We start from the raw sequence: 26,167 nt of genomic DNA, 5'->3' as shown, positions 1-26,167 counted from the left end.
TTTTTAACTCCTACTATTTTTAATCTACTATTATATCATCTATAGTACCGCCGGCTGGAATCATAGGTAAAACTTTCAAATCTTTATCTATAACACATTCTATCCATACAGGACAATTACATTTTAAAGCCTCTTCAAAAGCTGTTTCAAATTCTTTTATAGTCTCGCATCTGAAGCCTTTAGCACCGAAACCCTCAGCAACTTTAACATAATCCATTTTTTTATTTATATCTGTGCTGGAATATCTTTTATCATAAAATATAGTCTGCCATTGTCTAACCATACCTAATGTACTATTATTTAATATTATTGTTATAACAGGAAGATTATATTCAACAGCAGTTGCAACTTCATTCAAATTCATATAGAAAGAGCCGTCTCCTGTTATATGTATTACTCTTCTATCCGGCTTAGCAACTTGAACACCTAAAGCAGCACCATATCCGAATCCCATAGTACCCAAACCGCCGCTTGTTATAAAACTTCTTGGCTTGGTATGTCTTATATATTGAACTGCCCACATTTGATGCTGTCCTACATCTGTAACATAAATAGCTTCATCTTTAGTTTTATCACCTATTATATCCATAACCTTGCTTGGATAAATACCGTCTTTCTTGGTGTTTCTGTCCGAATCTTCTTTCATCTCTTTAGCTCTTAAATCTGCCAAATATTTTACCCATTCATCATCTTCCACTCTTTTTACAAGTTTATTAAATCTATCCAATACATCATTCAAGTCGCCTATTATACTATAATCAACATGAACATTTTTGTTTATTTCGCTTTTATCAATATCTATATGAACCTTTTTAGCAATGCCCCCGAATTTTGAAGTATTTAAAGCTACTCTATCGCTGAATCTTGTTCCAACAGCAAGTATCAAATCAGCTTCATTCATAACCTTATTAGCTGTAGCAGAACCATGCATTCCCAAAAGTCCTATATTTAATTTTTCATTATAACCTAATACTCCGGCTCCCATTAATGTATGAACTGAAGGTATATTGGAGTTAATCATAAACTCTCTTAATTTATTACTAGAATCCTTAGCACCGCCTCCGAAATATATAATAGGTCTTTTTGATTCATTTATTAATTTTGCTACTTCTTCTATAGTTTTTTCATCTTCAGCACTTATTTTTACATGCTTAGGTACAAATTTTTCTTTTCTTTCGTATTCTGTTTCTGTAAATGTGAAATTTTTTGGTATATCTATTAAAACAGGTCCTTTTCTTCCTGTATTTGCTATTACAAATGCCTTTCTTATTATATTTGCTAAATCATTAATATCTCTTACAACAAAATTATGTTTAGTAATAGGCATCGTAATACCTGCAATATAAACCTCCTGAAATGAATCTTTACCTATTAAACTTTCAGGTACATTTGCCGTTATAGCAATCAAAGGTACACTGTCCATATATGCTGTTGCCAATGGTGTTACCAAATTAGTAGCACCTGGTCCGCTTGTAGCAATTACAACTCCGGTTTTTCCGCTTGCTCTTGCATAGCCGTCTGCTGCATGACAAGCTCCTGTTTCATCTGTAGGCATTATATGTTTAATTTTATCTCTATATTTATAGATAGCATCATATATAAATAAAGCTGCTCCTCCCGGATAACCAAATACAGTATCAACACCTTCCTCTATTAGAACTTCCATTATTATATCAGAACCGTTTAACTTCATTAAATAACTCCTTATATTTTATAGCCTTTTTTAATTTTCTTACTAGTATTTCTACTTATAGAAATTTTATTTTTAAATGTATTCAATCAAATAATGTATTTTATAAAAAATTGATTATAATATTACAGGATAATAAGAAGAATTGAGAGGAGAATATTTAAGAAGACAATAGTTTTTGAAGATTTATTTTGTTTGTAAAAATTAGAGGCAGATGCTTGCATTTGTTTCATATCATCAAAAACAGCATTCATACCATTAGCAGATGATGTATTCATCTTTATTCTCCTTTTAACATTTGCTAACTATTATAATATTTTTGAGTAATATTGCAATACTTAAAATCAATTTTTTCTAAACTTTTATTATTAATAGTAATTGACAATATAAATTATTTTAGTATACTATCAAAACAACTATGCTGCAGGTTTTATGAAGATATTAAAAAATAGATACAAAAATAAAATATTACATATACAAAACAATAAAAGAATAATTGAAAATAAAATAAAAAATAAAAGCGGTATATATAAATTTATAAATTACATACCGCTAGTTATTATTTCTATTTTTTATTTTCTTCCTGAAATTATTATTCTATCTCTTATATCGGCGGTAATATTATATTCATCTGTTTCACTTTATTCAAAAAGATATATATATTCATCAATAGAAGAAATACCATATAATGATGTTGCTCTGGTATTAGGAACCAGCAAATATATGAATAACGGTCAAATAAATATGTATTTCAAATTCAGAATGGATGCTGCTTATGAATTATATAAAAGCGGAAAAGTAAAATATATACTTGTAAGCGGAGACAACAGATATAAATCATATAATGAACCTAGACAAATGCGTCTTGATTTAATTAAATTAGGAGTGAATAAAAAGCATATATTTTTAGATTTCGCCGGATTTAGAACAAGAGATTCTATAATAAGAGCTAATAAAGTTTTTGAACTTACAAATTTCACTATAGTTTCTCAGCCTTTTCATAATGAAAGAGCAATATTAATAGCAAGACAAAAAAATATTAATGCAATAGCATATAATGCCGATAATGTTAGAAAACTTTATAGAGTAAGACAATTTCCAAGAGAATTAGGTGCAAGAGCTTTAATGTTTCTTGATATACTATTTAATAAACCGCCTAAATTCTATGGAGATATCATAAAAATAGAAGAGAGAGAAGACACTGTAATAGATAAAAGTAATAAACTCGATAAATCAACAATCAAAAAATTATAAATAATACAAAAAATAAAAACATTCATTTTTAAGGAAACAAATATGACATCTAAACTATTAACTGAATTATTGCAGTCATTATCTTTATTATCGGTACTGCTGCTTATAGGGGTTTTTTTAAGGGCTAAAATAAAGCTCTTTCAAAAATTATATTTGCCGGCTTCTGTAATAGGGGGATTTATTGGGCTTTTAATATCTCCTGAAATATTAGGTAAATTCTCAAACTATTCAATATCTTCAGAATGGGTAAAAACTTATTCGCTTCTTCCCGGAATATTATCAATACCTATATTTGCCGCTATTCCTTTGGGTATGTTCTTAAACGAAACAAAAAGTATAAAATCACTTTACCCTACAAAAGTTTTAATAGCATTCGGTATATTTCAATGTGCAAGTATGTTTCAGTCTGCCATAGGATATGCCACTAATATACTATTTACAAAAATAAATCCTGATATAAATATGTATAGAACTTTCGGTTATGAACTTTCAGCTGGATTTGCCGGAGGTCATGGACTTGCTGCTGCTACAGGAAAACTTTTAGAAGGTTTCGGAATACCTCAATGGGAAATAGCTCAGGGAGTTGCTCTCACTACTGCTACAATAGGACTTGTAGGCGGAATGATATTTGGAATCATATTCATTAATATTGCAGTAAGAAGAAATAAAACCAATGTTATAAAAAGAATAGTTAATGAAAATGATGATAATCAAAATATAAATAAAATAGATAGAAACATGGAAGTGGGATACAACAATGATATAAGCAAGCAGGCAAGTTTAGGAAGAGAAACATTTTTAAGCAGCTCTATAGAAACAATAACTTTTCATTTGGCTGTAATATTTGCCGTATGCGGAATTGCTTTTATAGTTTTGAACTTCATTAAAAAATTAAAAGTACCGGGATTAGATGTTCTTCCTGTTTGGACTTATTCTATGATTATAATGTTTGCTTTAAACATGATAATAAAAAAATTAAAATTATCTTGGATGGTAGATGCTAAAGTAAAAGCGAAAATTATAGGTACATTAAGCGACTTTGCTATAGTATCTGCAATAACAAGCCTTCCTATAAAAGCCATAATACATTATATAGCACCTATAATAGTTATGTGCATAGCTGGTTTTATATTTACTTATTTAATAGTATTCATATTCCATAACATCTTATTTAAAGATGATTATGCTTTTGAAAGGGCTATAATTTCTTGGGGTACTTTAACAGGAGTTTTAATAACAGGAATGACTCTTTTAAAAATATGCGATCCTGAATACAAAAGCCCAGCACTTACAGAATTTTCTCTAGGATTTTCTTTGATGTCTGTTACAGGTTTATTAGTTGTGCCAATACTTAATACTGTACTCGCTGTAGGATCAACTTGGGATAATCTTATAACTGCCTTAATAACTTCGTCTATTTATTTGATTATAGCATTTGCTGTTTACTTTATTCATAGAAAATCTGCTAATTAATACTGTTTATCAGCTTTTTTGTTTTATTTATAGCTAAAGATATAAAGGAATCCCATTCCCCTAAAGTTTTATCTATTACTTGCACTTCAAGTCCCAATTTTTTTATTTCATTGAATACTTTTTCAGAAATATCATGTTCATAATGAAATGATTTTGATATTAATATTGGTATTATTAATACTTTTTTATTTCTCTTTATTAATTTGTCTTTTACATCATCAATACTTATACCTTCTGAAAATGTAATTGATATATAAGCATCATTTTTTAAATTTAATTTATAAGCAAGCATTCCATAAGCCGAATTAGAATGATGCTTTCCACCATGTCCTACAAATAAATATGTATAGTCATCATCTTTAAATTTCTCTGATATAATAGAAACCATATTATCATAATCTTCAGGAACAGATAATAATGATTCCCCGTATTTTAATATATCATAGCTGCTTTTATACTTCACTATTGAATGAAAAATCTTCATATAATCTTTATTTTGAAGAAGTACTATAGGAGAAATATATACCTCATTTATTTTGCTTTTTTTTAATTCTTCTAATCTTTCAATCACAGAAGGAAAATGCACATTATCAGATATAATTTTTTTTATAGCGGTTGAACTGTAAGCATCAACTATATAAAAATCTTTAAATTCATCTTTAAATTTTTGTATAATTCTTTCATACATTAAATTTGTATTAGTATAATTCTTTGCCCCATGAAATAATAATATAATACTCTTATTAACCATAAAAAAATATCCTTATATAAAGAAGATAAATTAATGTATTATAAAACGGAATATATCAAATATATTAGAAGTTTAATTTATATTAAATAAAATTAAACATAATGTATGCCTTTCCAATAAACAGGAGTATAAACTTCGGCTATATCAGGTAATTGAACATCTTTTAAAGCCCATTTCTTAAACTCTTCAAAACCTGTTCTATCTACAATATATCCGACATGTTCCTTACCTCCCGGAGCTGTTAAATCTATATATTTTTTAACATATTCATAAGTATTTAATATTATTTTTACTATACTGTCTTCATCAGCCCATTTTATAAAATCTTCTCCAAGCCTAGGATTTTTTTTACCAGTACGTCCCATTATTGTAAGCCTGTAATATTTTTTATCGCTTCTAGTCCAAGCTCTCATAGGACATTGAAGCACACATTCTCCGCATCCTATACAGCCTTTATGATTTCTTTCTATTTTATAATTAACCATACTAAGTACATCAGCAGACTTTCTTTTACAAGATTTAACGCAAGCCTTACAGCTTATACATCTATATTTCTCATATTGAGGATGAGTCATACCAATAATACCAAAATCATGCATTCTCACTTTCGCACAATCATTAGGACATCCTGTCAAAGCAACTTTAAAATGCAAATCATTTGGAAATATTGCTTTCTCTATTCTCTGTGCAAATGCTGTTGTATCATAACAAGCAAAAGGACAAACCCTGTTTCCAATACAAGCAGATATATTCCTAGTTCCGGAAGAAGTATAACCTTTGCCTTTTTCATCTTGATTAATATGAAGTCCTTCTATTATAGGCTGTATAAGTTCATTAACTTTAGGCATATCTTCCATTTTTATATCTGGAATCTCAAAACCCTGACGAACTGTCATATGTATTGTTCCATTGCCGTAATTTTCAGCTATATTCTTTATAATATCTAAATATTTAACATTTAAATGTCCGCCTGGAATCCTTATTCTTGAAGCAGTTAATCCTCTTTTTTTAGTAATACGAAATGCATTTTTTTTAAGTTTTTTAACATTTATATCCAGCATAATAAAACTCCTTCTTTATAGTACTTAATCAACTAAAGTTTTACCTTTAACATAATTAAATACAGGACCGTCTAAACAAATATAAACATCATCAATTTTACAATGTCCGCATTTGCCTATTCCGCAGCACATTTTTCTTTCGTAAGATACCCAAATATTTTCTTCTTTAAGTCCTATTTTATCTAATTCCATTATTGAAAATTTCATCATTGCAGGAGGCCCTACAACTATAGCAGCTGTATTATCATTAATTTTTAAATCAGGTATATATTTTGTTACAAGTCCTATATTTTTATTGTAGCCTTCAGGTGCAGCATCAACAGTCAGTACAAGATTCATATTTTTTTCCCATCTTTCTAAATCTTCTCTAAATAAAATATCATCAGGACTTTTAAATCCTATTATGGCTGTCATATCTTTTCTTTCATTGCTATGTTCACTGAAATATTCTATAACGCCTCTTACAGGTGAAACTCCTGTACCGCCTGCAATGATTATTATATCTTTTCCCTTATATAAATTAACATCAAAACCATTACCATAAGGTCCTCTCATGAAAAGTTTATTACCAATATATTTTTCAAAAATTTCATTAGTAACTTTACCTACTCTTCTTATAGTTAAATCCACACTTCCATCATTTATACCGCTTATAGATATAGGAGCTTCTCCAAATTTTGGTATTGATACTTCAAAAAATTGTCCTGGTTTACATTCTCCATCAAATGACATCTTAAAAGTATATTCTATAGATGTATGCTTCTTTATATCTAAAATCTCAGATAAAAAAGGCAAGTATTCATTATTGTTCATTTAGATACCTCCTTCATTCCATCTTCTAATTTATTAATACAATTAGAATAAGATATATATTCAGGGCATGCATCATCACATCTTCCGCATCCTACACACATAGTATATCCATTTCTCTTTTTATAATCAAAAACCTTATGCATAACTTTAAAACGCATACGCTCGCCATTCTTTTTCCTATAAGAACCTCCGCCAGCAACATCAGTATATTCATCAACCATACATGAAGCATGAACTCTTCTTCTTTCTCCAACCTTTCCATTATCTGTATAAAAAATATCCTGCATAGTAAAACAGCTGCAAGTAGGACATACAAAATTACATCTTCCGCAATTTATACATCTTGAATCATACTCATCCCACATCTTAGATTTATAAATATCTAAACTCAAATTATCCGGAACTCTTACTTTTACTTCATTTTCTTTAACATAAGAAATTTCTATATCAGCAGTTTTATAACCGCTCAATAAAGGTTCAAATTCACTATTTTTACAATCTAATTCAAAACAATTATCTAAAGCATTAATTGCTAAATCATATTCATCACATTTATTGCTGTTCATACTAACGCAAAAACAATTAGTAAATGATTTAGAACATCCTATTAAAACAAATTTGATGTTATCTCTCAAACGTTTATAATAATAATCCTCAAATCCATTTTTTAAATATATCTGATCAAGTCTTTTAATAGCATGCAAATCACAGCTTCTCAAAAATATTAAAGCAGATTTATCCCTCTCAATATTTGATTCCTTAACTTCATCTTCTGTAAAATAAAATAATGTTTGGGTAATAGGTAAAACAGCCTCTTTAAAAGAATAATCAAACTTTTTCTCAAATTCTATATCATCAACACTTGATATAGATGCATATCTAACTATATCTGTATCAGAAAATGTTCCGCTGCCCTTAAAAATTTTAGGGGCATATATAATATAGTCTTTTTTTAGATGATCAAGTAGTTTTTGAAGCTCTGATTTATCTAACTTGTATCCCATATTATGCCTCCGTTTAATTATAATAATACTATACAAGTAAATAAAAATAAGTATGTGATATAAATCACACATCATAAAAATAGTTTCTTAGTTTTTCTATATCTTTTATAAATATAAAATTATCTTTAAACTCTATTAAACTTAAATCGGATAATTTTTTTATTTGTCTTGATACTGTTTCTCTTCTTGAGCCTATCATTTCAGAAATATATGTAACAGTTAATGGTATATTTATTTTAACTATATTTTCACAGTATATACCATTATCTTTTGCTAATTTTAATAATTTAGAAGCCAATTTCTTTTCACATTCTAAATTGTTTGTGGTATTTTGCAGCTGCCTGTAAAGCCTTCTTATATTCAAAGACATTAAATCCAATATAGATTTTGATAATAAAAAATCATTTTCCATAGCCTTAATAAATATATTGCAAGGAATAGACATTATTACAGAAGTTTCTAAAATTTCACAATTTATAGATACTTTTATATTTTGAAGACTATGCTCATTTAATATCTTGCCTTCATCGAATATAAATATTATTTTCTTATCTCCAAAATTATTTAACTTATACAAAGCTGCTTTTCCAAGTACTATTATATAAAGATTACTTATTTCATCTTTATCCATAAATACATGTTCTCTCTCTTTATATGTTTTTAAAGTGGAAAAAGGTTTTATATATTCTATAGTTTTAGAATTAAGTTTTTTTAGTATTTCAATATTATTAAAAGCTTCATCTAATGTAATCATAAACTGTTATTTAAACAATATAATGATATTAAAAAAAGTCAATAAGTATTGATAAAAAAATAATAAATTGCTAAAATAAATCGACTATCGAATAACTAAAAATATTTTCTAATAATTGGAATTACCTATGGAAATGAAAAAAAAATTCATTGTAGGAAGCAGATCAAGTGAGCTTGCAATAACACAAACTAATATAATTATAAATAAATTAAAAGATAAATTTAAAGACATAGAAATAAATATAGAAAAGATAACCACAAGCGGAGATATACATTTAATAGAAAATCCAAATAGTAAAGAAAAATCTCTAAAAGGTGCATTTACCAAAGAAATAGAAGAAGCATTATTAAATAAAAAAATAGATTTTGCTGTTCATTCTATGAAAGATATGACAACTGTAAATACTAAAGGATTGATATATGCATCTATACCTGAAAGAGAAGATCCTAGAGATGTTTTAATATCAAAAAATAATATCAAATTTAATGATCTAAAAAAAGGCTCTATATTAGGCACAACTTCTTTAAGAAGATCAAGCTCTATACAGCTGCTTAGAGATGATATAATAATAAAACCCATACGAGGAAATATACATACAAGATTAAAAAAACTTCAAACACAAGATTATGATGCTTTAATATTAGCTTCGGCTGCAATGAAAAGATTAAATTTAGAAAATCTCATAACTCAATATTTTTCTATAGAGGATATACTTCCTGCACCTGGACAGGGAGCTTTATGCGTTCAATGCCGAGAAGATGACTATGAAATGATAGATATGCTAAAAATGATAGATGATAGAAGTATAAGAGAATTAGTCGATATAGAAAGAACTTTTGCATGTTTATTTGACAGCGGATGTAATTCTCCTGTAGGATGTTATGCAGAGATTAAAGATGATAATATAATACTTCATGGAAATTTTTTCTGCAATGGCAATAATTATAGAGATAAAGTTTCTCTTGATGAAGTAAAAGAGAAAAATGAATTAGCAAAAAAACTATATGATAAAATAAATAAAAAAATTCAAATGAATATAAATCAATAGATTATTCATAAAAAATTAAAAAATAATTTATGAATAATCTATATACATAATTTTATGGTATAATTTAGGCTTTATTAGAATGCAAATACATTTTTACAAAATTAAAAAATACTAAGCACATAAAAGTAGATGATATTAATAATTGAAAACCTGTAACATTTGCTGCTAGTATTCCTAAAGATTTATAAGCTTCAATAGGAGTAAAGAATGCTCCTGCTCTATATCCTGCCAAAGTACCTATAGCCATAGGGAATGTTAAAGCTCCAAATAAGGGAGTAAATCCATTTTCAAAAAATTTAAATATATTAAACAATATATATATAAATGTTAATAAAACACAAATATATAATACTAATGCTATAATAGGATTAAAATACATTTTTAAACTTTCTACATTATTAAAATTTAAATAACTCACCAAACATAAAGAACAAGGTGCTAATAATACTGTTTTAGTCTGAACAAAATTGGCAGGTATAGGTTTTGTTATTATTCTTGGTATTAAAAATATTAATATAAGAACATAAACACCTATTCCGTAAAAAGTTATACCCATTGCAAGTTTAGGAGGAAGCATATTAATTCCTGCAACTGTAGAAACTAAAAGACCATTATAAGTTACAAAATATGAAGGAAGTAAAAATTCTACTTTAAGATTCATAATTATATGGTATGTAGTATAGCATAATATCATAGCCATATGAACAAATACGCCTGCTAAAAATATAGCTTTACCAATAGCAGGATTATATCCGGCAATATAAGTACCAAATAACATAGTATTCATTGTTATTGTGGTATACATTGCAGCTAAAACTCCGCTTTTATATTCCTCTTGTACTTTAGGAAAAAATAATATAACTTTCAATATACCTAATATAGCTGCAAATCCAGCTAAACACATACATACATGTCTTACCCAACTGAAACCTAATAGATTATAAACATTTGATAATGTAGCTAATCCTACACATGTTCCAACAAAACCTATAGGCAATCCTTTTAATTTACTCATACTTAAACTCCTTTTACAATTAAGTATTAAATTGTTATTATATTTGATATTATAAAATTCATTATAGAAGAAATATCATTTATATTGAGTATAGGAAGATCTGTTTTATAGCTTAAATTATCAGTAACTAATGCCATTATAGATTTATCATCACAAAACGGCTTATCTGAAACACTAGATCTAAACACTTCTATTTTTGGTATATTGTTAATATGTTTAAAACCCTCTAATATTATAAGATCATATCCTTTCATCTTATCTATAAAATTACTAAGATCATCATTTTCATTGACGCTTTTTTCATAATCTTGAACCATCATATATTTTAGAGGAGAATATATTAAAGCTGCTTTTGCCCCACTCTCCTTAAAATTATAAGTATCTTTTCCTTGAGCATCAAAAGAATGATCATGAGAAGTATGTTTTATTACAGCAACTGTTTTTCCAATATTAACAAATTCTTTTATTAATTTACAAATTAAATCTGTTTTACCGCAATTCCTTTTACCGCAAACAGCAAAATATTGAGGCATACTCTTTTGAAATGATAAATAATCTTCTAAAGTATTAATATTAAATAATTTAAATTTTGTATATTTCAAATCAATATATTTAACTTTAATCTTATCTATCAATTTTTTTATGCTATATTCTTTATTATCAATATTTTCATTTATTACAGATAATATATTTTTAGAATATATACCGCATAAAAAATAAACATTTCCCTGATAAACAGGTATGAAAGCATCATGATATTCATCTGCCATACTAATCATATAATCAATAAAATCATAACTAATAGTAGGAGTATCACAGCTTAAAAATTGTATATAATCTGACTCAATATTTTTAAAAGAACTATAAATACCGCCCAAAGCACCTATATCTTTATAAATATCTTCTATAACTTTTATATTACTTCCAGAAAAAAAGGATTTGTATTTATCAGTATTATCCACCGATAGAAATACATCTCCTTTGCATTCTGAAATGATTTTCTCTAAAAAATTTTTGTTATTATCATACTTAAGTAAAGCTTTATCATTAAAATTAAATCTAGAGCTTTTACCTCCGCATAATATCACAGTAGATATATTTATATTAGAAAGCAAATTTAAAGTTTTCATCTATATTAAAAAAGTCTGAATAATCTATTTTAAATAAAGGTTTTTTTACTTTAGTTACATCTATATTTTCTTTAATAAGCTGAGTCAAAATACCGCTGTAACGCAAATCACCTTGCAGTAAAGCACCTATTATTTTTCCATCTTTATGAACTATTTTTCTGTAATTTCCTTTTTTATCATCGAAAATTTCAACAGAATAAGAATCATCAGGAGCAATTACAGTACCTATAGACATAGAAGGAATATTAAACAGATTCATTGTAGATTTAAAATTAAATAAATTATCAATATCAATACTGTTTCCCACCATATTATTAGCAGCTATTATTGCTTGTTTCACAGCAGCAGACCATATAGCAGTAGTTACAGTAATATCTCCGGCAGCATATATATCAGCAATATTTGTTCTGCCATATTTATCAATCTCAACTCCGCCAGCATCATTTAATTTTATTGCAGTATTTTTAAGATAATCAATATTAGGAGATATACCCATAGCAACAACTATAAAATCTGCTTCTATTTTTTGACCATCTTCTAATTCTATAAATCTAGGATTTTTATCATTATCAATATCAATTCTTTTCACTTTCATTGAATAATATTGATCTACATTCTTTTCTTTTAATTTATTCTGATATACATTAGCAGTATGTTCATCTAACTGTTTGCTTATGATAAAAGGAGCAATATCAATAATTGAAATCTTATCCAAATTATAAGGTAAAATACCGCTAACAACATCAACACCTATTAAACCAGCACCTATAACAGCGGCTTTCTTATACTTTTTAGCTAATTCCATTATTTTATTGCAGTCATCAAGAGTTCTAACGCCTACAACATTATTAGCCTCTCTTAAATTTTCTATAGGAGGAATTGTACTGGAAGCACCTGTAGCCAATAATAATTTATCATAATTTTCTTCATTTCCATTAGAAAGCTTAACTGTCTTTTTATCAGCATCTAATGATACAGCTTTAGTATTATTTATCCATTTTATATTATAATCAGAGAAAAAATTTTTAGGCATAAAATTTAATGACTCTTCATTTCTTTTTCCGCTTATATAATAATGGAGCATACATCTTGAATATATTTTATCGTCTACAGATACCAAAGTAATATCTGCATTTTTATCTAGCATTCTAAGTTCGCGAGCCCCATTTAAACCTGAGGCAGAAGCACCTAATATAAGATATTTCATTATTTTACCTCCTCTAAAGTGATGGCTTTCATAGGACATTTTTTAACACATTGAGAACCGTCTTCATAATTTTCACACATATCACATTTAAGAATTTCAGTTTTTGTTAAACTATCCTCTTTTAATACACCATAAGGACAAGCCATTATACACATATAACAGCTGGCACATTGATTTTTATCATAAGTTACATATCCGGTTTTAGGATCTTTTTTCATTGCACCGGACATACAAGTATATACGCATTCAGGCAAATCACAGTTACGGCAAAATATAGGAGAGTTTTTATAATTACTGCTTATAACAACTCTGTTTCTTGGTTCTTCTCCGTCATGAGCAACTATACATGCACTTACACAAGTTAAACAGCCTATGCATTTATCTCTATCTATTGCTATTCTTTTTATAGGTTTCATATTCACTCCTTTTTAGTTTTTATATAGCCTTTTTTATATTTACCGGTGTTGATTTATATGATGGTTCTTTTGAATAAGTATCATATACACTAGGTGTTAAGGCATTAGTTTCTATATAGTGTATAGGAGCATACAATTGATTTTCAGAAAGAGAATCTGTTACAAAAGCAATAAATCTTCTTGTCTGACCATTTATAGATTCCACTTCAACGGCATCAAAATTATTAATTCCTTTATTCTTTGCCATAGCATCACTTATATAAATATAAGCATCCTTCACAGCTACATCATTAACAACATCCAATTCTCTTGTTCTAGTTTGAGTATGCCATTGACCTACTGTGCCTCTTCCTGTATTTAATATATAAGGATATTTTTCACTGCATTGAACAGGATTTTCTATAGGCATTTCAAACATAAATTTAGCTTTTTTATTAGGAGTATAATATTGATTATTTTCAAAAAGTCTTCTTTCATTATTAGTGAGAGGTGCACTTCCTTCCGGATAAGGCCACTGTATTCCAGGAGAATCATTCAAAGCATCATAATCTACACCTGTAATATCACAAGGCATACCCTTACTGCATTTTTTCATTAATTCAAATGCATCTCTAGGAGTTTCCCATCCTTTTAATAAATCACCCATACCTAAAGCTTCGCCCATCTTGTAAAATACTTCATAATCAGTCAATTTACCATTTTTTTCTGTAAGTACAGGACGTAATTTAGATAATCTTCTTTCTGTATTGATTATGACGCCCTCTTTATAAAGTCCGGAAGTTACAGGGAAATAAACATCGCAAATCTTTGAACTGTCTGTATCATCGTATATATCCTGAACTATAAATAATTCTAAATTCTCAATAGCTTTTTTAAATGTTTCATTATTAGTCCAAGAATGTCTAGGATTAGTACAGCATATCCAAAGAGCTTTTATTTCACCGGCAATAGCTTTTTCTATAATTGCATTATATGTAATAGTAGGAGCATTAGGAAGCCATTTTTCTTCTATACCCAAAGCTTTGGATACAGCCTCTCTTCTCTTAGGGTTATCAAAATCACCGCCTCCATACAATCCTGCTGTATTACTAAATGCCCTTGAACCCATAGCATTACATTGTCCTGTTATAGAATTTGCTCCTGTGCCTGGTCTCCCAATATTTCCAGTCATAAGTGCTAAATTAATTATAGATTGAGCAGTGCGTACAGCCTGATATCCTTGATTAACTCCCATAGTCCACCAAAATGATACGTTCTTACCTTCATGAATCATAGTAGCTATTTGCATAACTTGTTCTTCTGATAAGCCTGTATTTTCTTTTGCCTTACTTAATGGGAAGTTTTTAACATGTTCTTTATAAGCTTCAAAGTTCTCTGTATAATTATTTATATATTCTTCATTAATCCAGCCTTTTTCTATTAATACATTAGCTAAAGTATAGAATAAATAAATATCTGTTTTAGATTTTAAACCATACCAATAATCAGATTCTTTAGCTGTTTCAGATTTTCTAGGATCTATAACTATAACTTTTTTATTAGGAAGTTTATTTAATTTTATTCTATCCCATATAATAGGATGTGCCACTATAGGATTTGCTCCAATTAAAAATATAGTATCAGATAATTCAAAATCATTTAAAGTATATGGAGGAGCATCAAATCCAAAACTTTGTTTATGAGCAACTACAGAAGTAGCCATGCATAATCTCGTATTTCCATCCAAATTACCGCCCAAAAAATTTCTAACAACATGTCCGAATATAGCCATACCTTCTGTTTCTAACTGACCTGTACTTATTCCAGCTATAGCCTGAGGGCCGTATTTATCTTTAATCTCTTTTAATTTAGAAGCAGTATAATTAAATGCTTCCTCCCAAGATACATGTTTAACATTTCCGTCTTTATCTTTTATTCTTGGCTTAGAATCAGGACTATTCATAAGACCCTGCTTATTTAAATTAAGTCCTTTAATACAAGAAAAACCTTTATTAACAGGATAATTCTTAGTAGGTATAACCTTTGTAATAGTTTTACCATCAGAAGTAACATCAAAATTACAAGCTAATGAGCAGTAATTGCATGTTGTCTGCATTGTTTTCATATTTTATACTCCTTCATTTTTATTTATATAAATTTTATTTCAACATTTTCAAAAGCCTTTATTTCATTAATGCCAATATTAATTTTCATAAGAGCCTTCATATTAGCAGGCAAATAAAAAGAGCCTTTATAATCTAACAGCTTCACAAATGTTCCTTTATCATTAGTTATAAAATCAACTGGATAATACTCCTCTGCTTTGCTATTTTTTCTTTTATAATTTTCATACAATGGGAACTTATAAAAACAATTATCATATCTTATTCCCATACAATTATTTATATAAGGCTTAACAAAATTTTCTATAGAAACCAAAGAAGCAAAAGGATTTCCAGGTATTCCAAATATTGCTTTATTTATTTTATTACCATCTTTTTTTACACCAAAATAAAAAGGCTTACCCGGCTTAATTGATACCCCATGACATAATTTTTCTACACCCAAATCATTAAAAACTCTCTTACTATAATCCATATTTCCAAATGATATTCCGCCATTAACTATTACTATATCATTTTCTTTTAATGCTCCAGATATTACAGAATATAAACTATCATATTCATCTTTTACTATGCCATAAAATTTAGAATCTATATCAATATCTTTCAATTTATTTACTATAAGAAAGCCATTAGAATCGTATATCTTTCCAATTTCTAATTTATTTCCAATTTCTATTAATTCACTTCCGGTACTTATAACAGCAACTTTAGGACTCTTAAAAACTTCTATCTCTGAAAAACCATTTGAAGCTAATCTTGATATGTCCTCTGCATCAAGACGTTTTATATCTAATAATAAATCTCCTATTTTTGAGCTGGTAGATTTTAATATGATATTATTAGAATTTTCCTCTTCTTTTACATAAACATATTTTTTTCCATCTTCTTCAACAATATCAGCAGCCTCAAACTTTGAAATTTTATTTATATTATCAGGCACCATAGCACCTGTCATAATTTTAATACAGCAATTTTCTAATATATTAATATCAGTTTTATTACTGCCTGCTGAAAATATTTCTTCTAATAATTCAAATTTTATGCTGCCATTATCATAATATCCATAACCATCCATAGCAGCTTTATTAAAAGGAGGATCATCTATCTTATAATATAATTTATTCGATATAACTTTTTTATAGGCATATTTCAAATTGATTATTTCTTTTTCTAAAGATATCTTATTTTTATAAAGAATATTATGAACTTCATTAACTAGTAATTTATCATTGTCAAACATACAATATACCTTCAAATCATTTAATTGTATAATAACATCACAATATATAAATGCTGTGATTTAAATCACAAACTATTTATATTTGAAATATTTTTTATTACTTCTTAAATGTATAGGTATAATTTTTTCTTTAAAACTAAATTAATTTGTATCAATATCATTAAATAATTTATTAATTTCCATTTTTAACTTTAAAGCATCTGATACTTTTCCATTGGCAGATATACCTACAGAATAATTTTGATTTTCAATGATAGTGCAAAATCTTGCATTCATATTATTTTTTGAGGATATATTATTGACTAATATATTTTTATCAATACAATATTCTGAAATTTTATTATTTAAATCTCTATCATTAGTGGCGGCTATAATCAAAAAATATTTTTCTATTTCTTTTAAATCATCATTATTATTGAAATTAAATTCTCTTGTTATTAATTTTATTTTATCTTTATTTGAATCATATAAATTTAATATATCATCTAATATATATTTTGACATAACTGTTATATTGCAATTATATTTTAAAAGCTTATTTATCTTTCTAAGTGCTACATTGCCTGCGCCTATAACTAAGCAATTATTTACATTTACAAAAATAGGGAAAAACATAATTATAAAATTAAAATTCTCTTAAATATTTAGCCAAATCTTTAGCATGATAAGTTATTATAATATCTGATCCTGCCCTTTTTAAAGAATACATATTTTCAAGAACTATTCTCTTTTCATCTATAAACCCAAGTTTAGAAGCAGCCTTAACTAAAGAATATTCTCCGCTTACATTATATGATGCTATAGGTATATCATTGAATCTATTTGAAACATCTTTTATAATATCTAAATATGCTAATGCAGGCTTAATAATAAATATATCAGCACCTTCTTCTATATCATTTTTTATTTTTTGAATATACTCTTTAGAATTCCTAAAATCTAACTGATATGTTTTTCTATCTCCAAAACTAGGAGCAGAATCAGCAGCTTCTCTAAAAGGTGAGTAATAGGAAGATGCATACTTTACACTATATGACATTATAGGAATATTAATATACCCATTTTTATCTAATATATTTCTTATAGCATAAACATGTCCATCCATACAATCAGAAGGAGCTACCATATCAGCACCTGACTGAACATGCGATAAAGCTATTTTTGATATATATTCAAGAGTAGAATCATTATCAACATTACAATTATCTAATATTCCGCAATGTCCATGTGAAGTATATTCGCACATACATACATCTGTTACTATTAAAAGACTAGGAAAATTATGCTTTATGTATTTTACAGCTTTTTGTATAATTCCATTTTCATCATAAGCAGAACTACCTTTTTCATCTTTATTTTTAGGTATTCCAAATAATAATAAGCCCCTTATACCTAAATTACATATTTCATCTAATTCATCTTTTAATTTATCTAAAGAATATCTATATTGATTAGGCATAGATTCTATTTCTATTTTTATATTATCACCCTCTTCTATAAATATTGGATATAAAAAATCATTTATAGTTAAATTAACATCATATATTAAATCTCTAATTATAGGATTATTTCTTGTTCTTCTAGTTCTATTAAACATTATTATTTATCTCCTAGTAAAGTATCAATTACACCTTCTAAACAAAATTCTTTTGCCTCTAAATGAACATTTACATTATAACTTCTTAATTTTTTACTAGTTACAGGCCCTATAGATACTATTTTTTTATCAGCAATTATAGATACATTATTATTAATAGATTCAAAAAATGCTTCCACAGCAGATGGACTAAAAAATGTTATATAATTAACCATATTAATATTATCAATCATTATCTTTTCTTCATATTTCATTTTAATAGTATTATAAAGTTCTAATTTAGTGAAATTTCTTTTATATTTACTGCTAATATCATCAGTTTTCACATTAGAAAGATTTGATGTGATGATTAATATATTATCATTTTCATTAGTATAATTTAATGACTCTTTTATAAGCTCTTCAACTAAAAATTTCTTTGGACAGAAATCAGCATTTATTTTATACTGCTTTAATCTGTTTAAAGTGGATTGTCCAACCACTCCTATTTTTATATTTCCTAATATTCTTAAATCTTCTATTTCTTTTATAAAAGCATTAACTCCATTAGGAGAACATAATAAAACAGACTTATAATTATCTAAGTTTCCTAAATGATTATTATTGTATTCTATATCTATCATAGGAAGACTGTAGCATTCCGCACCTAAACTTATTAGCTTATTGCATAAATTATTTGAATCGCTTTTGCTTCTTGTAATTAAAATTGATTTTTTACTTAAAGGCATTTTATCATACCAAGAAAATCTATCCTGAAACTGAACCACATCTCCTATAACAATTGTGGCAGGTGATTTTATATTATTGATTTTAGATAATTCTACGATATTTTCTAAAGTTCCTACTATAACTCTTTGTTTAGGACGGCATGCATTTTCTATTATAGATACTTTAGAGGTTTTAGATTTCCCATTTTCTAAAAGTCCGTTTATAATATTTTCTATCTTTGCTACACCCATTAAAAAAACTAATGTGCCTTCCAATTTTGATATAACAGAAAAATTTAAATGATATAATATATCCATAGCATGGGCAGTAAAAACATGAAAGCTTCTTGATATATTTCTGTATGTTAGAGGAATACCTGCATATTCGCTTGAAGCTATAGATGAACTTATACCCGGAACTATTTCAAATTTAATATTATTGTCATATAAAAAATCTAGTTCTTCTCCGCCTCTTCCAAAAACCAAAGGGTCGCCGCCTTTTAATCTGACAACGATTTTATCTTTTAATGCGTATTTTAAAATGGTATTATGTATTGTTTCTTGCAAATGATGATTTCCATGCTCTTTTCCTAAATAAACTAATTCAGCATTGCTATTGCAAAATTGAAGTATACTATTATCTACAAGCCTATCATATATAACACAATCGCAAATTCCCAAAACTTCCTTAGCTTTTAAAGTAAGCAATTCATAAGAACCACATCCGCCGCCAACAATATATACCTTACCAGACATTAATAATCTCCTGATAATTTTTATAACTGCAAAACTAATCTATAAAAAAACGAGTCCTATTTGAATAAGACTCGTTTATAATTCTAAGAACTTTATCATTCTACTTCTTTAACATAAACTTTATTCATAGTAGAATTTTCCATAGGGTTGTCATTATGATCTCTTTTTAACGACACTATTTTATCAGCAACATCCATACCATCAACAACATTTCCCCAAACTGTATACTGTCCGTCCAAATGAGGGGCATCAGCTACACAGATAAAAAACTGAGAACCGGCACTGTCAGGATGCTGACTTCTAGCCATAGAACATATACCTCTTTTATGAGGCTTATCGCTAAATTCAGCAGGGATATTGAATCCAGGACCGCCTGTACCATGTAAATGTCTTTTTGTTGCATCTTTACTTACAGGGTCTCCGCCTTGTATCATAAATCTAGGTATCACTCTATGAAATCTTATTCCATCATAAAAACCTTCATTAGCAAGCTTTTTTATAGCTTCAACATGTTTAGGTGCTATTTCAGGATAGAATTCTATTTCTATAGTACCATAATCTGTTTCAATAAATAAATGTTCTTTCATTTTAATTTCCTATTTTTCCTTTATAAAAAATAAATTAATTAACTGTTTTTACATAAACTCTATTCATTTTGGCAGGCTCTAAAGGATTATCATTAGCATCTCTTTTTAATGCTACTATTTTATCAGCAACATCCATACCGCTAACAACTTCGCCCCATACTGTATACTGTCCGTCTAAGAAAGGACTATCAGCTACGCAGATAAAGAACTGAGAACCGGCACTATTTACGCTCGCACCTCTAGCCATAGAACATATACCTCTTTTGTGAGAAACATCATTGAACTCTGCAGGTATAACGAAATTAGGGCCGCCTGTACCATGCAAAGATCTGTTAGGCTGTTTGCTCAATGGGTCTCCGCCTTGAATCATAAAACCAGGTATAACTCTGTGAAATAATGTTCCATTATAAAAACCCTCATTAGCAAGTTTTTTTATAGCCTCAACATGTTTTGGTGCTTTTTCAGGAAAGAAAGCTATTTCTATAGTACCAAAATTTGTTTCTATAAACAAATGCTCTTTTGAAGTTTTCGGCTTTTGTGCTATAAGAACTGTTCCGAATACAATCACACCCAATAATGAAATAATAATGATTTTTAATTTTTTACCCAAAATATGTACCTCTTAAATTATAATAAACTTCAATAATCTTCGTAATTATTTTCTATAAATTTATTTTTACTTTTATTATTGATTTCCTTCTTCTGCTGCTGCCTCATTAGTAGATGTTGTATCATTAGGCATTTCTGCATTTTCGTCAGTAGTTGCTGCATCATCAGTCATTTCTGCATTTTCATCAGTAGCTGCCGTATCATCTGTCATTTCTGCATTCTCATCAGTAACTGCTGTATCATCTGTTATCTCTGTATTTTCATCAGCTGTATCAGTTTGTTCATCTATAACAGTTTCTTCTGTCTGCTCTGTTTGCTCTTCCATAGCTTTTTCATCTTCTATGATTATGTTACCTTCAATCTGATTAGTAGAGAAAGTAGTTATATTTCCATAAGTTTGATTAGTATCATAAGTTCCCTGTCTTGTCTCGCCTTTAAGACTAGGTATAATTAATTTTTGACCTGCTCTTATAACATTAGGATTTTTTATAGTATCTTTGTTAGCATCATATATTTTTTTCCATAAATTACCATTACCATATATGAAGTCATAAGAAGCTATACGCCATAATGAATCTGTATTAGTTCTTCTAGACTGAACTATATAATACTGAGGGAATACTGTTCCATCTGTTACTATAACTTGTTCTTCTTCAGGAGCAGATATATCTCCAGATGTACTTTCCATTGAATTAACTAAACTTATAACATTTTTAGAATGCATTAAAGAATCACTATAATTATTAGCTATCAAAGTTTCGCCTGCTGAAGATAATGATTTTAAAGCTTCAGTATACAAATTAGGCTTACTATTATTATAGCCGTCTTTTTTAGCTTTATCCATAGAATCCTGAGCTTTAGCGTAAGCTAATGGAGCTTCTAACATATCAAGCATATTCATAGCTTCTCTTGATTTTGTCAAAGAGTTAGTATAATCTCCGCTGCTTAATGCATTTTTAGATTCATCTCTTAAATTTGTAATTTGTGTATCATTATTATCACCATTAGTTAATACTGATTCACTCATTAAATATTCTCTTCTTAAATCTATAGCAAGAACATTATATCCTAATTCTGATTTTTCAGCTGATTTATTATACTCAAGCATAGTGTTAGTATAATCTGTGCTGTTAGTAGATGCTTCAAGCATGCTATGAGCAGAATTAAGATCTGTAACAGACTCTTCATATAAAGAAGTTGTTAATTCATTAGTATCTCCGCCAACTCCTTTGAATAAGCTAAGTTTTCTTTCTGCATCTCTTTGGCTATTCAAAACATATTCATAAACACCATATCTCAATATGATTTTATCAGAATATTCTTTACTTTGTTTTGAATATTCTATACTTTGATTATAATCGCCTACACTATGAGCATCTATAGCCATTTCTCTATATCTTTGTGCCAATTTATAATCATCGCTTTCCTTTATACTAACAGGCAAATCTGCTGGTAATTCAGGAGGTAAAACTAATTCATTTGTTTCCTGTGCATACAAAAAACAAGAAAACGTTAATAAGATAAATAAAAATAATCCCTTTTTCATATTTTTTCTCCATTAATTTTTTATAATTAAAGTAAAATTATTTCTTAGAAGATGATCTTTCTAATTCTTCAACTTGTCTGATTTTATCTTCAGCTTCTTTTATTCCTCTTGTACTCTCATCATATCTTATCTTAGTTGTGAAATATGCTTTGTGATGATATTTTTTAGCATTTAAAAAACAACTTACAGCTTCTTCATAATTGTTTGTACTTAAAGCTGATAATGCATTTATATAATTAAGTTCTGCAAACTCATAATTTTCTTTATCTACTCTATATGCTTTTACTTCCTTAGAATATACTCTTTCTAAATCTATTTCGCTTTTTAAAACTTCAGCATATTGTGGTAATCCATCATTCAATACTGTTTGATATGAATTTGATGCTGTTGTAAGAAGTTCTTTTACTTTTGCTGAATCTTTATTTTCATCTATTAATATCATAGCTTCTGAATAATTCGCTTCAGCTATATCGAATTGTTCTTTAGAATAGTTTTGCAAATCATATCTTATAGCTTTATCTCTCAAGGTAGTTGCATCTTTATATTCTTTTAAAGGCATGCTTTCAGAACAAGATACAACAATGATCAAACAAAATACTAGCGGTATAAAAATATATTTCTTTAATTTCATAATCACTCCAAATATTTTATCTAAAAAACAGAAATATACATTTATATTATACTACTGAATATAAAAGTCAATAGTTTATTAAAAATTTAAAATAAAAAAGGCAAGATAATATAAAAATATTATCTTGCCCAAAAATATAGATAGTGTTTAATTAGTTTGCATTTTCACTTGCTACTTCTACATTACCTTTGAAAGTATAAATTAAATTAGTACCTGAAGTAGTAGTAATAGTTAATACATCTCCGTCTAAAGAAATTGTATCAGCACCATTTAATATTTGTAAATATTCTGTTTCTACAGCCATATCTTCTTCAGGACCAGCCATTTTAGTAGAAGCTAAAGCATTTAATTTGATTTTGTTACCGTCTAATGAAAACTCAGTAAAATAGTTATTAACAGCTGATTTTCCGCCTAACATATTAGTGTCAGAAAAAGCTATAGTAACTTCTTTGCCTTCGTACATATTAGTAAGAGAATACTCTTTTCCTAATAAATCATTAACTGTAACTACTGCTGCAGCTGTGTTTTCTGTACTAGTAGTATTAGAAGTATTACCGCCGCATGATACTGCAAATAGTGTTCCCATAATAACAAGAACTAAAGACAATATTTTTTTCATGTTTTCTTTTTCCTTTACAAAATTTTTAAATTCGCGAACCATTATATTATAATTAAAATTTATTATCAATGTTATATATAGTAATTTCAAATAAAAATAACACTTTTTTTATTTTTTATATAAAAACTTTAAAATTATTTACCGCCTGCTGCTTTTAAAAGGCTAATTACATTTTTATGTTTCTCTTCTGAAGCATAAGTTAAAGCTGTTTTATCTTTTCTATCTTTCAAATTAACTTTAGCACCTGCATCAATTAAAAGTCTTACAACATTAACATGTCCATTCTCTGATGCCTTACTTATCGCTGTTCTGCCGTCTTTATTTTGAAGATTTAAACTGCATCTGTATTGCACCAATAATTCTATAACTTTTAAATGTCCATTTTCTGAAGCTTTTATCAATGCATTATCACCTTTAGAGTCCTGCTCATTTATGTTAACACCGCTTCTAAGAAGTTCTCTCACCTTTTTTATGTCGCCATTTTCTGCAGCATTTACTAATTCTATATTACTTTTAGAAAATGCACTGTTACAAAAAAGTAATGAAAAAACTATAAAAAATAAAAATATTTTATTATTTAATTTCATAAAAAACTCCTATCTTAAAATAAGAAAATAAATTTACATAATTTTATAATAATTATTAAATCGTCATTTTTTTATTTTTACACAAATATTTTTTAAAGAAATTAAATAATTTTACAAAAACAATTTAATGATTTAAATTCAAATATATTAAAATATAATAGATAAAATTAATTATGAACTACTTTTTTAATATAGAAACAATATCTTTATGTCCTCTCTCTGAAGCATAGTCCAAAGCAGTTTTTCCATATTTATCTTTAATACTCTTATCTGCTCCAGCATTCACTAACATAATAACTATTTCTATATATCCTTTATATGAAGCTCTGCTCAAAGCTGTTCTATTTCTAACATTAGCTGCATTCAAATTTACTTTCTTTTCTATCAAAACTTTAACAACATCTGCAAGTCCTTCTTCCGCCGCCTCTATTAATGGAGTTTCTCCCATTCTATCTTTTGTATTAATATCAACTCCTGAGTTTATTAATTCTATGGCTCTTTTAGTATCTTTTTTCTCTAAAGCCTCCATTAAAGGCGTCATCTTTCTTTGAGCAAAAACACTAACACCAATTATAAAAATAAAAACTAAAATCTTTTTCATAAATATATCTCCTTAATTAAATATTTAAATTATGTTAGCTTTATTTAGCATTTGCTGATTTTAATATTTTTACTATATTCTGATGTCCTCTTTGATTGGCATAAGTTAATGCTGTTCTTCTTCTATTGTCTTTGATATTCAAATCGGCTCCTGCTTCTACAAGTACATTTACTATATTGGCATAACCTTTTGAAGAAGCTCTCATCAATGCAGTTCTGCCCCATTTACTTTTTAGATTAAGATTTACTTTATTTTCTATTAATAACTTTACTACTTCTATATGTCCGCCTTCTGCCGCTTCAATCAAGGCATTCTCACCTATTCTATCCTGCTGATTTACATTAGCTCCGCTATTTATTAATTCTTTAACCTTATTAATATCACCTCTGCCTGCTGCATCAATTATTGCTATATTGCTTTTTGAAAATGCATTCAGACAAAATATTAAAAATAATACAAATGAAAATATTAATATTTTAGAATTAAAATTTTCCATAAAAAATCTCCGCATAATAATAGAATATATATCTTAAAGATAGTATAATAAATATAATAGATTTTGTCAATTTTTTGTAAATAAAATTTATTTAAACTTTACATTTTATATATTATACAAGATTTATGTAAACTAAATTTATAGATAAAAGACTTGTTATTGTAATTTTTTATTATTCATTATTATATTGTAAAGAAAACAAATATAGTAAACATAATATTTAAATATTTTTTTATAAAAGAATATAATTTGAAATATATTATTGATATATAATTTTATTGATTAGTGATTTTATAATTATTTCTTATTTTTAACATTCATTTTTTTATTATTGCTAGTGATAAACTCGCCAATTATTAGCTTACAACTTTATTGATTAATAAAAAAATCTCGTTGTTTAAGAGCCCCAGATATTGCACACTTTTAGTTTAAAAAAAGTAGGTATCCCTTATAATTTAAATTGCTAGAAA

At 27.5% G+C, this 26,167-nt stretch carries 27 protein-coding genes; 3 read left to right on the top strand and 24 right to left on the bottom strand.

Translation table 11 applies throughout. From position 1 onward, the window contains the following. Window positions 1-19: 19 nt before the first annotated feature. Window positions 20-1,693: a biosynthetic-type acetolactate synthase large subunit gene (gene ilvB / locus Q0K19_RS08970; protein WP_297247363.1), complete on the bottom strand. Its 1,674-nt coding sequence runs from the start codon at window positions 1,691-1,693 to the stop codon at window positions 20-22. A gap of 122 nt (window positions 1,694-1,815) precedes the next feature. After that, window positions 1,816-1,968, bottom strand: a complete 153-nt coding sequence (locus tag Q0K19_RS08965; RefSeq protein WP_297247361.1) for a hypothetical protein — start codon at window positions 1,966-1,968, stop codon at window positions 1,816-1,818. A gap of 154 nt (window positions 1,969-2,122) precedes the next feature. Between Q0K19_RS08965 and Q0K19_RS08960 the strand changes: the two genes are divergently transcribed. Both Q0K19_RS08960 and Q0K19_RS08955 read left to right on the top strand, forming a co-directional pair. Then, complete coding sequence (locus tag Q0K19_RS08960; protein WP_297247359.1) at window positions 2,123-2,944, top strand: ElyC/SanA/YdcF family protein; 822 nt, start codon at window positions 2,123-2,125, stop codon at window positions 2,942-2,944. A 42-nt stretch (window positions 2,945-2,986) separates the two neighbouring features. Next, window positions 2,987-4,417 carry a sodium/glutamate symporter gene (locus tag Q0K19_RS08955; RefSeq protein ID WP_297247357.1) on the top strand — a complete coding sequence of 477 codons (1,431 nt, stop codon included), beginning with the start codon at window positions 2,987-2,989 and terminating at the stop codon, window positions 4,415-4,417. Here the strand turns inward: Q0K19_RS08955 and Q0K19_RS08950 are convergent. The 5 genes from Q0K19_RS08950 to Q0K19_RS08930 form a co-directional block, all read right to left on the bottom strand. After that, window positions 4,410-5,168, bottom strand: coding sequence for a sirohydrochlorin cobaltochelatase (locus Q0K19_RS08950; protein ID WP_297247355.1), 759 nt, complete (start codon window positions 5,166-5,168; stop codon window positions 4,410-4,412). The two genes, Q0K19_RS08955 and Q0K19_RS08950, sit on opposite strands and share 8 nt — an antisense overlap. 92 nt (window positions 5,169-5,260) lie before the next feature. Further along, window positions 5,261-6,229: a sulfite reductase subunit C gene (asrC, locus tag Q0K19_RS08945; protein ID WP_297247353.1), complete on the bottom strand. Its 969-nt coding sequence runs from the start codon at window positions 6,227-6,229 to the stop codon at window positions 5,261-5,263. A 24-nt stretch (window positions 6,230-6,253) separates the two neighbouring features. Then, window positions 6,254-7,042, bottom strand: coding sequence for an anaerobic sulfite reductase subunit AsrB (gene asrB / locus Q0K19_RS08940; protein WP_297247351.1), 789 nt, complete (start codon window positions 7,040-7,042; stop codon window positions 6,254-6,256). Next, entirely contained in the window at window positions 7,039-8,046 is a 1,008-nt protein-coding gene (asrA, locus tag Q0K19_RS08935; protein WP_297247350.1) for an anaerobic sulfite reductase subunit AsrA, read from the bottom strand. The genes asrB and asrA overlap by 4 nt, the downstream gene beginning before the upstream one ends. A 64-nt stretch (window positions 8,047-8,110) precedes the next feature. Continuing rightward, on the bottom strand, window positions 8,111-8,800 hold the full coding sequence (locus Q0K19_RS08930) for a Crp/Fnr family transcriptional regulator (protein ID WP_297247349.1): 690 nt from the start codon (window positions 8,798-8,800) through the stop codon (window positions 8,111-8,113). Between the two features lie 127 nt (window positions 8,801-8,927). Here Q0K19_RS08930 and hemC point away from each other — a divergent pair, with 127 nt between their 5' ends. Next, window positions 8,928-9,848, top strand: a complete 921-nt coding sequence (hemC, locus tag Q0K19_RS08925; protein ID WP_297247347.1) for a hydroxymethylbilane synthase — start codon at window positions 8,928-8,930, stop codon at window positions 9,846-9,848. A 64-nt stretch (window positions 9,849-9,912) separates the two neighbouring features. Here the strand turns inward: hemC and Q0K19_RS08920 are convergent, their stop codons facing one another. The 17 genes from Q0K19_RS08920 to Q0K19_RS08840 all read right to left on the bottom strand — a co-directional run bounded on the left by Q0K19_RS08920 (window position 9,913) and on the right by Q0K19_RS08840 (window position 25,697). Next, window positions 9,913-10,863 carry a hypothetical protein gene (locus Q0K19_RS08920; RefSeq protein WP_297247345.1) on the bottom strand — a complete coding sequence of 317 codons (951 nt, stop codon included), beginning with the start codon at window positions 10,861-10,863 and terminating at the stop codon, window positions 9,913-9,915. Window positions 10,864-10,889: 26 nt separating this feature from the next. Further along, entirely contained in the window at window positions 10,890-11,993 is a 1,104-nt protein-coding gene (gene mobB / locus Q0K19_RS08915) for a molybdopterin-guanine dinucleotide biosynthesis protein B (protein WP_297247343.1), read from the bottom strand. Next, the gene (locus Q0K19_RS08910; protein WP_297247341.1) at window positions 11,968-13,200 is read right to left on the bottom strand and encodes an FAD-dependent oxidoreductase; all 1,233 of its coding nucleotides are present in this window, start codon (window positions 13,198-13,200) and stop codon (window positions 11,968-11,970) included. The genes mobB and Q0K19_RS08910 overlap by 26 nt, the downstream gene beginning before the upstream one ends. Beyond that, window positions 13,200-13,616 carry a 4Fe-4S dicluster domain-containing protein gene (locus Q0K19_RS08905; RefSeq protein ID WP_297247339.1) on the bottom strand — a complete coding sequence of 139 codons (417 nt, stop codon included), beginning with the start codon at window positions 13,614-13,616 and terminating at the stop codon, window positions 13,200-13,202. Before Q0K19_RS08905 ends, Q0K19_RS08910 begins: the two co-directional genes overlap by 1 nt. Window positions 13,617-13,635: 19 nt before the next feature. Continuing rightward, on the bottom strand, window positions 13,636-15,720 hold the full coding sequence (locus Q0K19_RS08900) for a molybdopterin oxidoreductase family protein (protein WP_297247337.1): 2,085 nt from the start codon (window positions 15,718-15,720) through the stop codon (window positions 13,636-13,638). 23 nt (window positions 15,721-15,743) lie between these two features. Continuing rightward, window positions 15,744-16,961, bottom strand: a complete 1,218-nt coding sequence (locus Q0K19_RS08895; protein ID WP_297247335.1) for a molybdopterin molybdotransferase MoeA — start codon at window positions 16,959-16,961, stop codon at window positions 15,744-15,746. A 141-nt stretch (window positions 16,962-17,102) separates the two neighbouring features. Then, complete coding sequence (locus Q0K19_RS08890) at window positions 17,103-17,576, bottom strand: bifunctional precorrin-2 dehydrogenase/sirohydrochlorin ferrochelatase (protein WP_297247333.1); 474 nt, start codon at window positions 17,574-17,576, stop codon at window positions 17,103-17,105. 10 nt (window positions 17,577-17,586) lie between these two features. Continuing rightward, entirely contained in the window at window positions 17,587-18,558 is a 972-nt protein-coding gene (gene hemB, locus Q0K19_RS08885; RefSeq protein WP_297247331.1) for a porphobilinogen synthase, read from the bottom strand. 2 nt (window positions 18,559-18,560) lie between these two features. Beyond that, window positions 18,561-20,021, bottom strand: a complete 1,461-nt coding sequence (cobA, locus tag Q0K19_RS08880) for a uroporphyrinogen-III C-methyltransferase (protein ID WP_297247329.1) — start codon at window positions 20,019-20,021, stop codon at window positions 18,561-18,563. 95 nt (window positions 20,022-20,116) lie between these two features. Then, window positions 20,117-20,608, bottom strand: coding sequence for a peptidylprolyl isomerase (locus Q0K19_RS08875; RefSeq protein ID WP_012670582.1), 492 nt, complete (start codon window positions 20,606-20,608; stop codon window positions 20,117-20,119). 34 nt (window positions 20,609-20,642) lie between these two features. Beyond that, a complete protein-coding gene (locus tag Q0K19_RS08870) occupies window positions 20,643-21,218 on the bottom strand; it encodes a peptidylprolyl isomerase (RefSeq protein ID WP_297247323.1) in 576 nt (191 codons plus the stop codon). Window positions 21,219-21,293: 75 nt separating this feature from the next. Further along, entirely contained in the window at window positions 21,294-22,763 is a 1,470-nt protein-coding gene (locus tag Q0K19_RS08865) for a LysM peptidoglycan-binding domain-containing protein (protein ID WP_297247321.1), read from the bottom strand. A 37-nt stretch (window positions 22,764-22,800) separates the two neighbouring features. Then, window positions 22,801-23,394 (bottom strand): hypothetical protein, encoded by a 594-nt coding sequence (locus tag Q0K19_RS08860; RefSeq protein ID WP_297247319.1) that lies wholly within the window; start codon window positions 23,392-23,394, stop codon window positions 22,801-22,803. A 151-nt stretch (window positions 23,395-23,545) separates the two neighbouring features. Beyond that, complete coding sequence (locus Q0K19_RS08855) at window positions 23,546-24,013, bottom strand: META domain-containing protein (RefSeq protein ID WP_297247317.1); 468 nt, start codon at window positions 24,011-24,013, stop codon at window positions 23,546-23,548. A gap of 134 nt (window positions 24,014-24,147) precedes the next feature. Further along, window positions 24,148-24,600 (bottom strand): ankyrin repeat domain-containing protein, encoded by a 453-nt coding sequence (locus Q0K19_RS08850; RefSeq protein ID WP_297247315.1) that lies wholly within the window; start codon window positions 24,598-24,600, stop codon window positions 24,148-24,150. A gap of 178 nt (window positions 24,601-24,778) precedes the next feature. Continuing rightward, entirely contained in the window at window positions 24,779-25,201 is a 423-nt protein-coding gene (locus tag Q0K19_RS08845; RefSeq protein WP_297247312.1) for an ankyrin repeat domain-containing protein, read from the bottom strand. Between the two features lie 40 nt (window positions 25,202-25,241). Continuing rightward, window positions 25,242-25,697 carry an ankyrin repeat domain-containing protein gene (locus tag Q0K19_RS08840; RefSeq protein WP_297247310.1) on the bottom strand — a complete coding sequence of 152 codons (456 nt, stop codon included), beginning with the start codon at window positions 25,695-25,697 and terminating at the stop codon, window positions 25,242-25,244. Window positions 25,698-26,167: the final 470 nt, after the last annotated feature.

The sequence above is a fragment of the uncultured Brachyspira sp. genome, from assembly GCF_944393015.1.
In the GTDB taxonomy this organism is placed as follows: Bacteria; Spirochaetota; Brachyspiria; order Brachyspirales; family Brachyspiraceae; genus Brachyspira.
Note: the sequence above shows the minus strand (reverse complement) of the source record. Positions and strands in the feature narration are given on the sequence as shown.

Bases quoted from the DNA above. Each gene is read 5' to 3' on its own strand.
- ilvB (WP_297247363.1), bottom strand. From the start codon at position 1,693: ATGAAGTTAAACGGTTCTGATATAATAATGGAAGTTCTAATAGAGGAA.
- Q0K19_RS08965 (WP_297247361.1), bottom strand. From the start codon at position 1,968: ATGAATACATCATCTGCTAATGGTATGAATGCTGTTTTTGATGATATG.
- Q0K19_RS08960 (WP_297247359.1), top strand. From the start codon at position 2,123: ATGAAGATATTAAAAAATAGATACAAAAATAAAATATTACATATACAA.
- Q0K19_RS08955 (WP_297247357.1), top strand. From the start codon at position 2,987: ATGACATCTAAACTATTAACTGAATTATTGCAGTCATTATCTTTATTA.
- Q0K19_RS08950 (WP_297247355.1), bottom strand. From the start codon at position 5,168: ATGGTTAATAAGAGTATTATATTATTATTTCATGGGGCAAAGAATTAT.
- asrC (WP_297247353.1), bottom strand. From the start codon at position 6,229: ATGCTGGATATAAATGTTAAAAAACTTAAAAAAAATGCATTTCGTATT.
- asrB (WP_297247351.1), bottom strand. From the start codon at position 7,042: ATGAACAATAATGAATACTTGCCTTTTTTATCTGAGATTTTAGATATA.
- asrA (WP_297247350.1), bottom strand. From the start codon at position 8,046: ATGGGATACAAGTTAGATAAATCAGAGCTTCAAAAACTACTTGATCAT.
- Q0K19_RS08930 (WP_297247349.1), bottom strand. From the start codon at position 8,800: ATGATTACATTAGATGAAGCTTTTAATAATATTGAAATACTAAAAAAA.
- hemC (WP_297247347.1), top strand. From the start codon at position 8,928: ATGGAAATGAAAAAAAAATTCATTGTAGGAAGCAGATCAAGTGAGCTT.
- Q0K19_RS08920 (WP_297247345.1), bottom strand. From the start codon at position 10,863: ATGAGTAAATTAAAAGGATTGCCTATAGGTTTTGTTGGAACATGTGTA.
- mobB (WP_297247343.1), bottom strand. From the start codon at position 11,993: ATGAAAACTTTAAATTTGCTTTCTAATATAAATATATCTACTGTGATA.
- Q0K19_RS08910 (WP_297247341.1), bottom strand. From the start codon at position 13,200: ATGAAATATCTTATATTAGGTGCTTCTGCCTCAGGTTTAAATGGGGCT.
- Q0K19_RS08905 (WP_297247339.1), bottom strand. From the start codon at position 13,616: ATGAAACCTATAAAAAGAATAGCAATAGATAGAGATAAATGCATAGGC.
- Q0K19_RS08900 (WP_297247337.1), bottom strand. From the start codon at position 15,720: ATGAAAACAATGCAGACAACATGCAATTACTGCTCATTAGCTTGTAAT.
- Q0K19_RS08895 (WP_297247335.1), bottom strand. From the start codon at position 16,961: ATGTTTGACAATGATAAATTACTAGTTAATGAAGTTCATAATATTCTT.
- Q0K19_RS08890 (WP_297247333.1), bottom strand. From the start codon at position 17,576: ATGTTTTTCCCTATTTTTGTAAATGTAAATAATTGCTTAGTTATAGGC.
- hemB (WP_297247331.1), bottom strand. From the start codon at position 18,558: ATGTTTAATAGAACTAGAAGAACAAGAAATAATCCTATAATTAGAGAT.
- cobA (WP_297247329.1), bottom strand. From the start codon at position 20,021: ATGTCTGGTAAGGTATATATTGTTGGCGGCGGATGTGGTTCTTATGAA.
- Q0K19_RS08875 (WP_012670582.1), bottom strand. From the start codon at position 20,608: ATGAAAGAACATTTATTTATTGAAACAGATTATGGTACTATAGAAATA.
- Q0K19_RS08865 (WP_297247321.1), bottom strand. From the start codon at position 22,763: ATGAAAAAGGGATTATTTTTATTTATCTTATTAACGTTTTCTTGTTTT.
- Q0K19_RS08860 (WP_297247319.1), bottom strand. From the start codon at position 23,394: ATGAAATTAAAGAAATATATTTTTATACCGCTAGTATTTTGTTTGATC.
- Q0K19_RS08855 (WP_297247317.1), bottom strand. From the start codon at position 24,013: ATGAAAAAAATATTGTCTTTAGTTCTTGTTATTATGGGAACACTATTT.
- Q0K19_RS08850 (WP_297247315.1), bottom strand. From the start codon at position 24,600: ATGAAATTAAATAATAAAATATTTTTATTTTTTATAGTTTTTTCATTA.
- Q0K19_RS08845 (WP_297247312.1), bottom strand. From the start codon at position 25,201: ATGAAAAAGATTTTAGTTTTTATTTTTATAATTGGTGTTAGTGTTTTT.
- Q0K19_RS08840 (WP_297247310.1), bottom strand. From the start codon at position 25,697: ATGGAAAATTTTAATTCTAAAATATTAATATTTTCATTTGTATTATTT.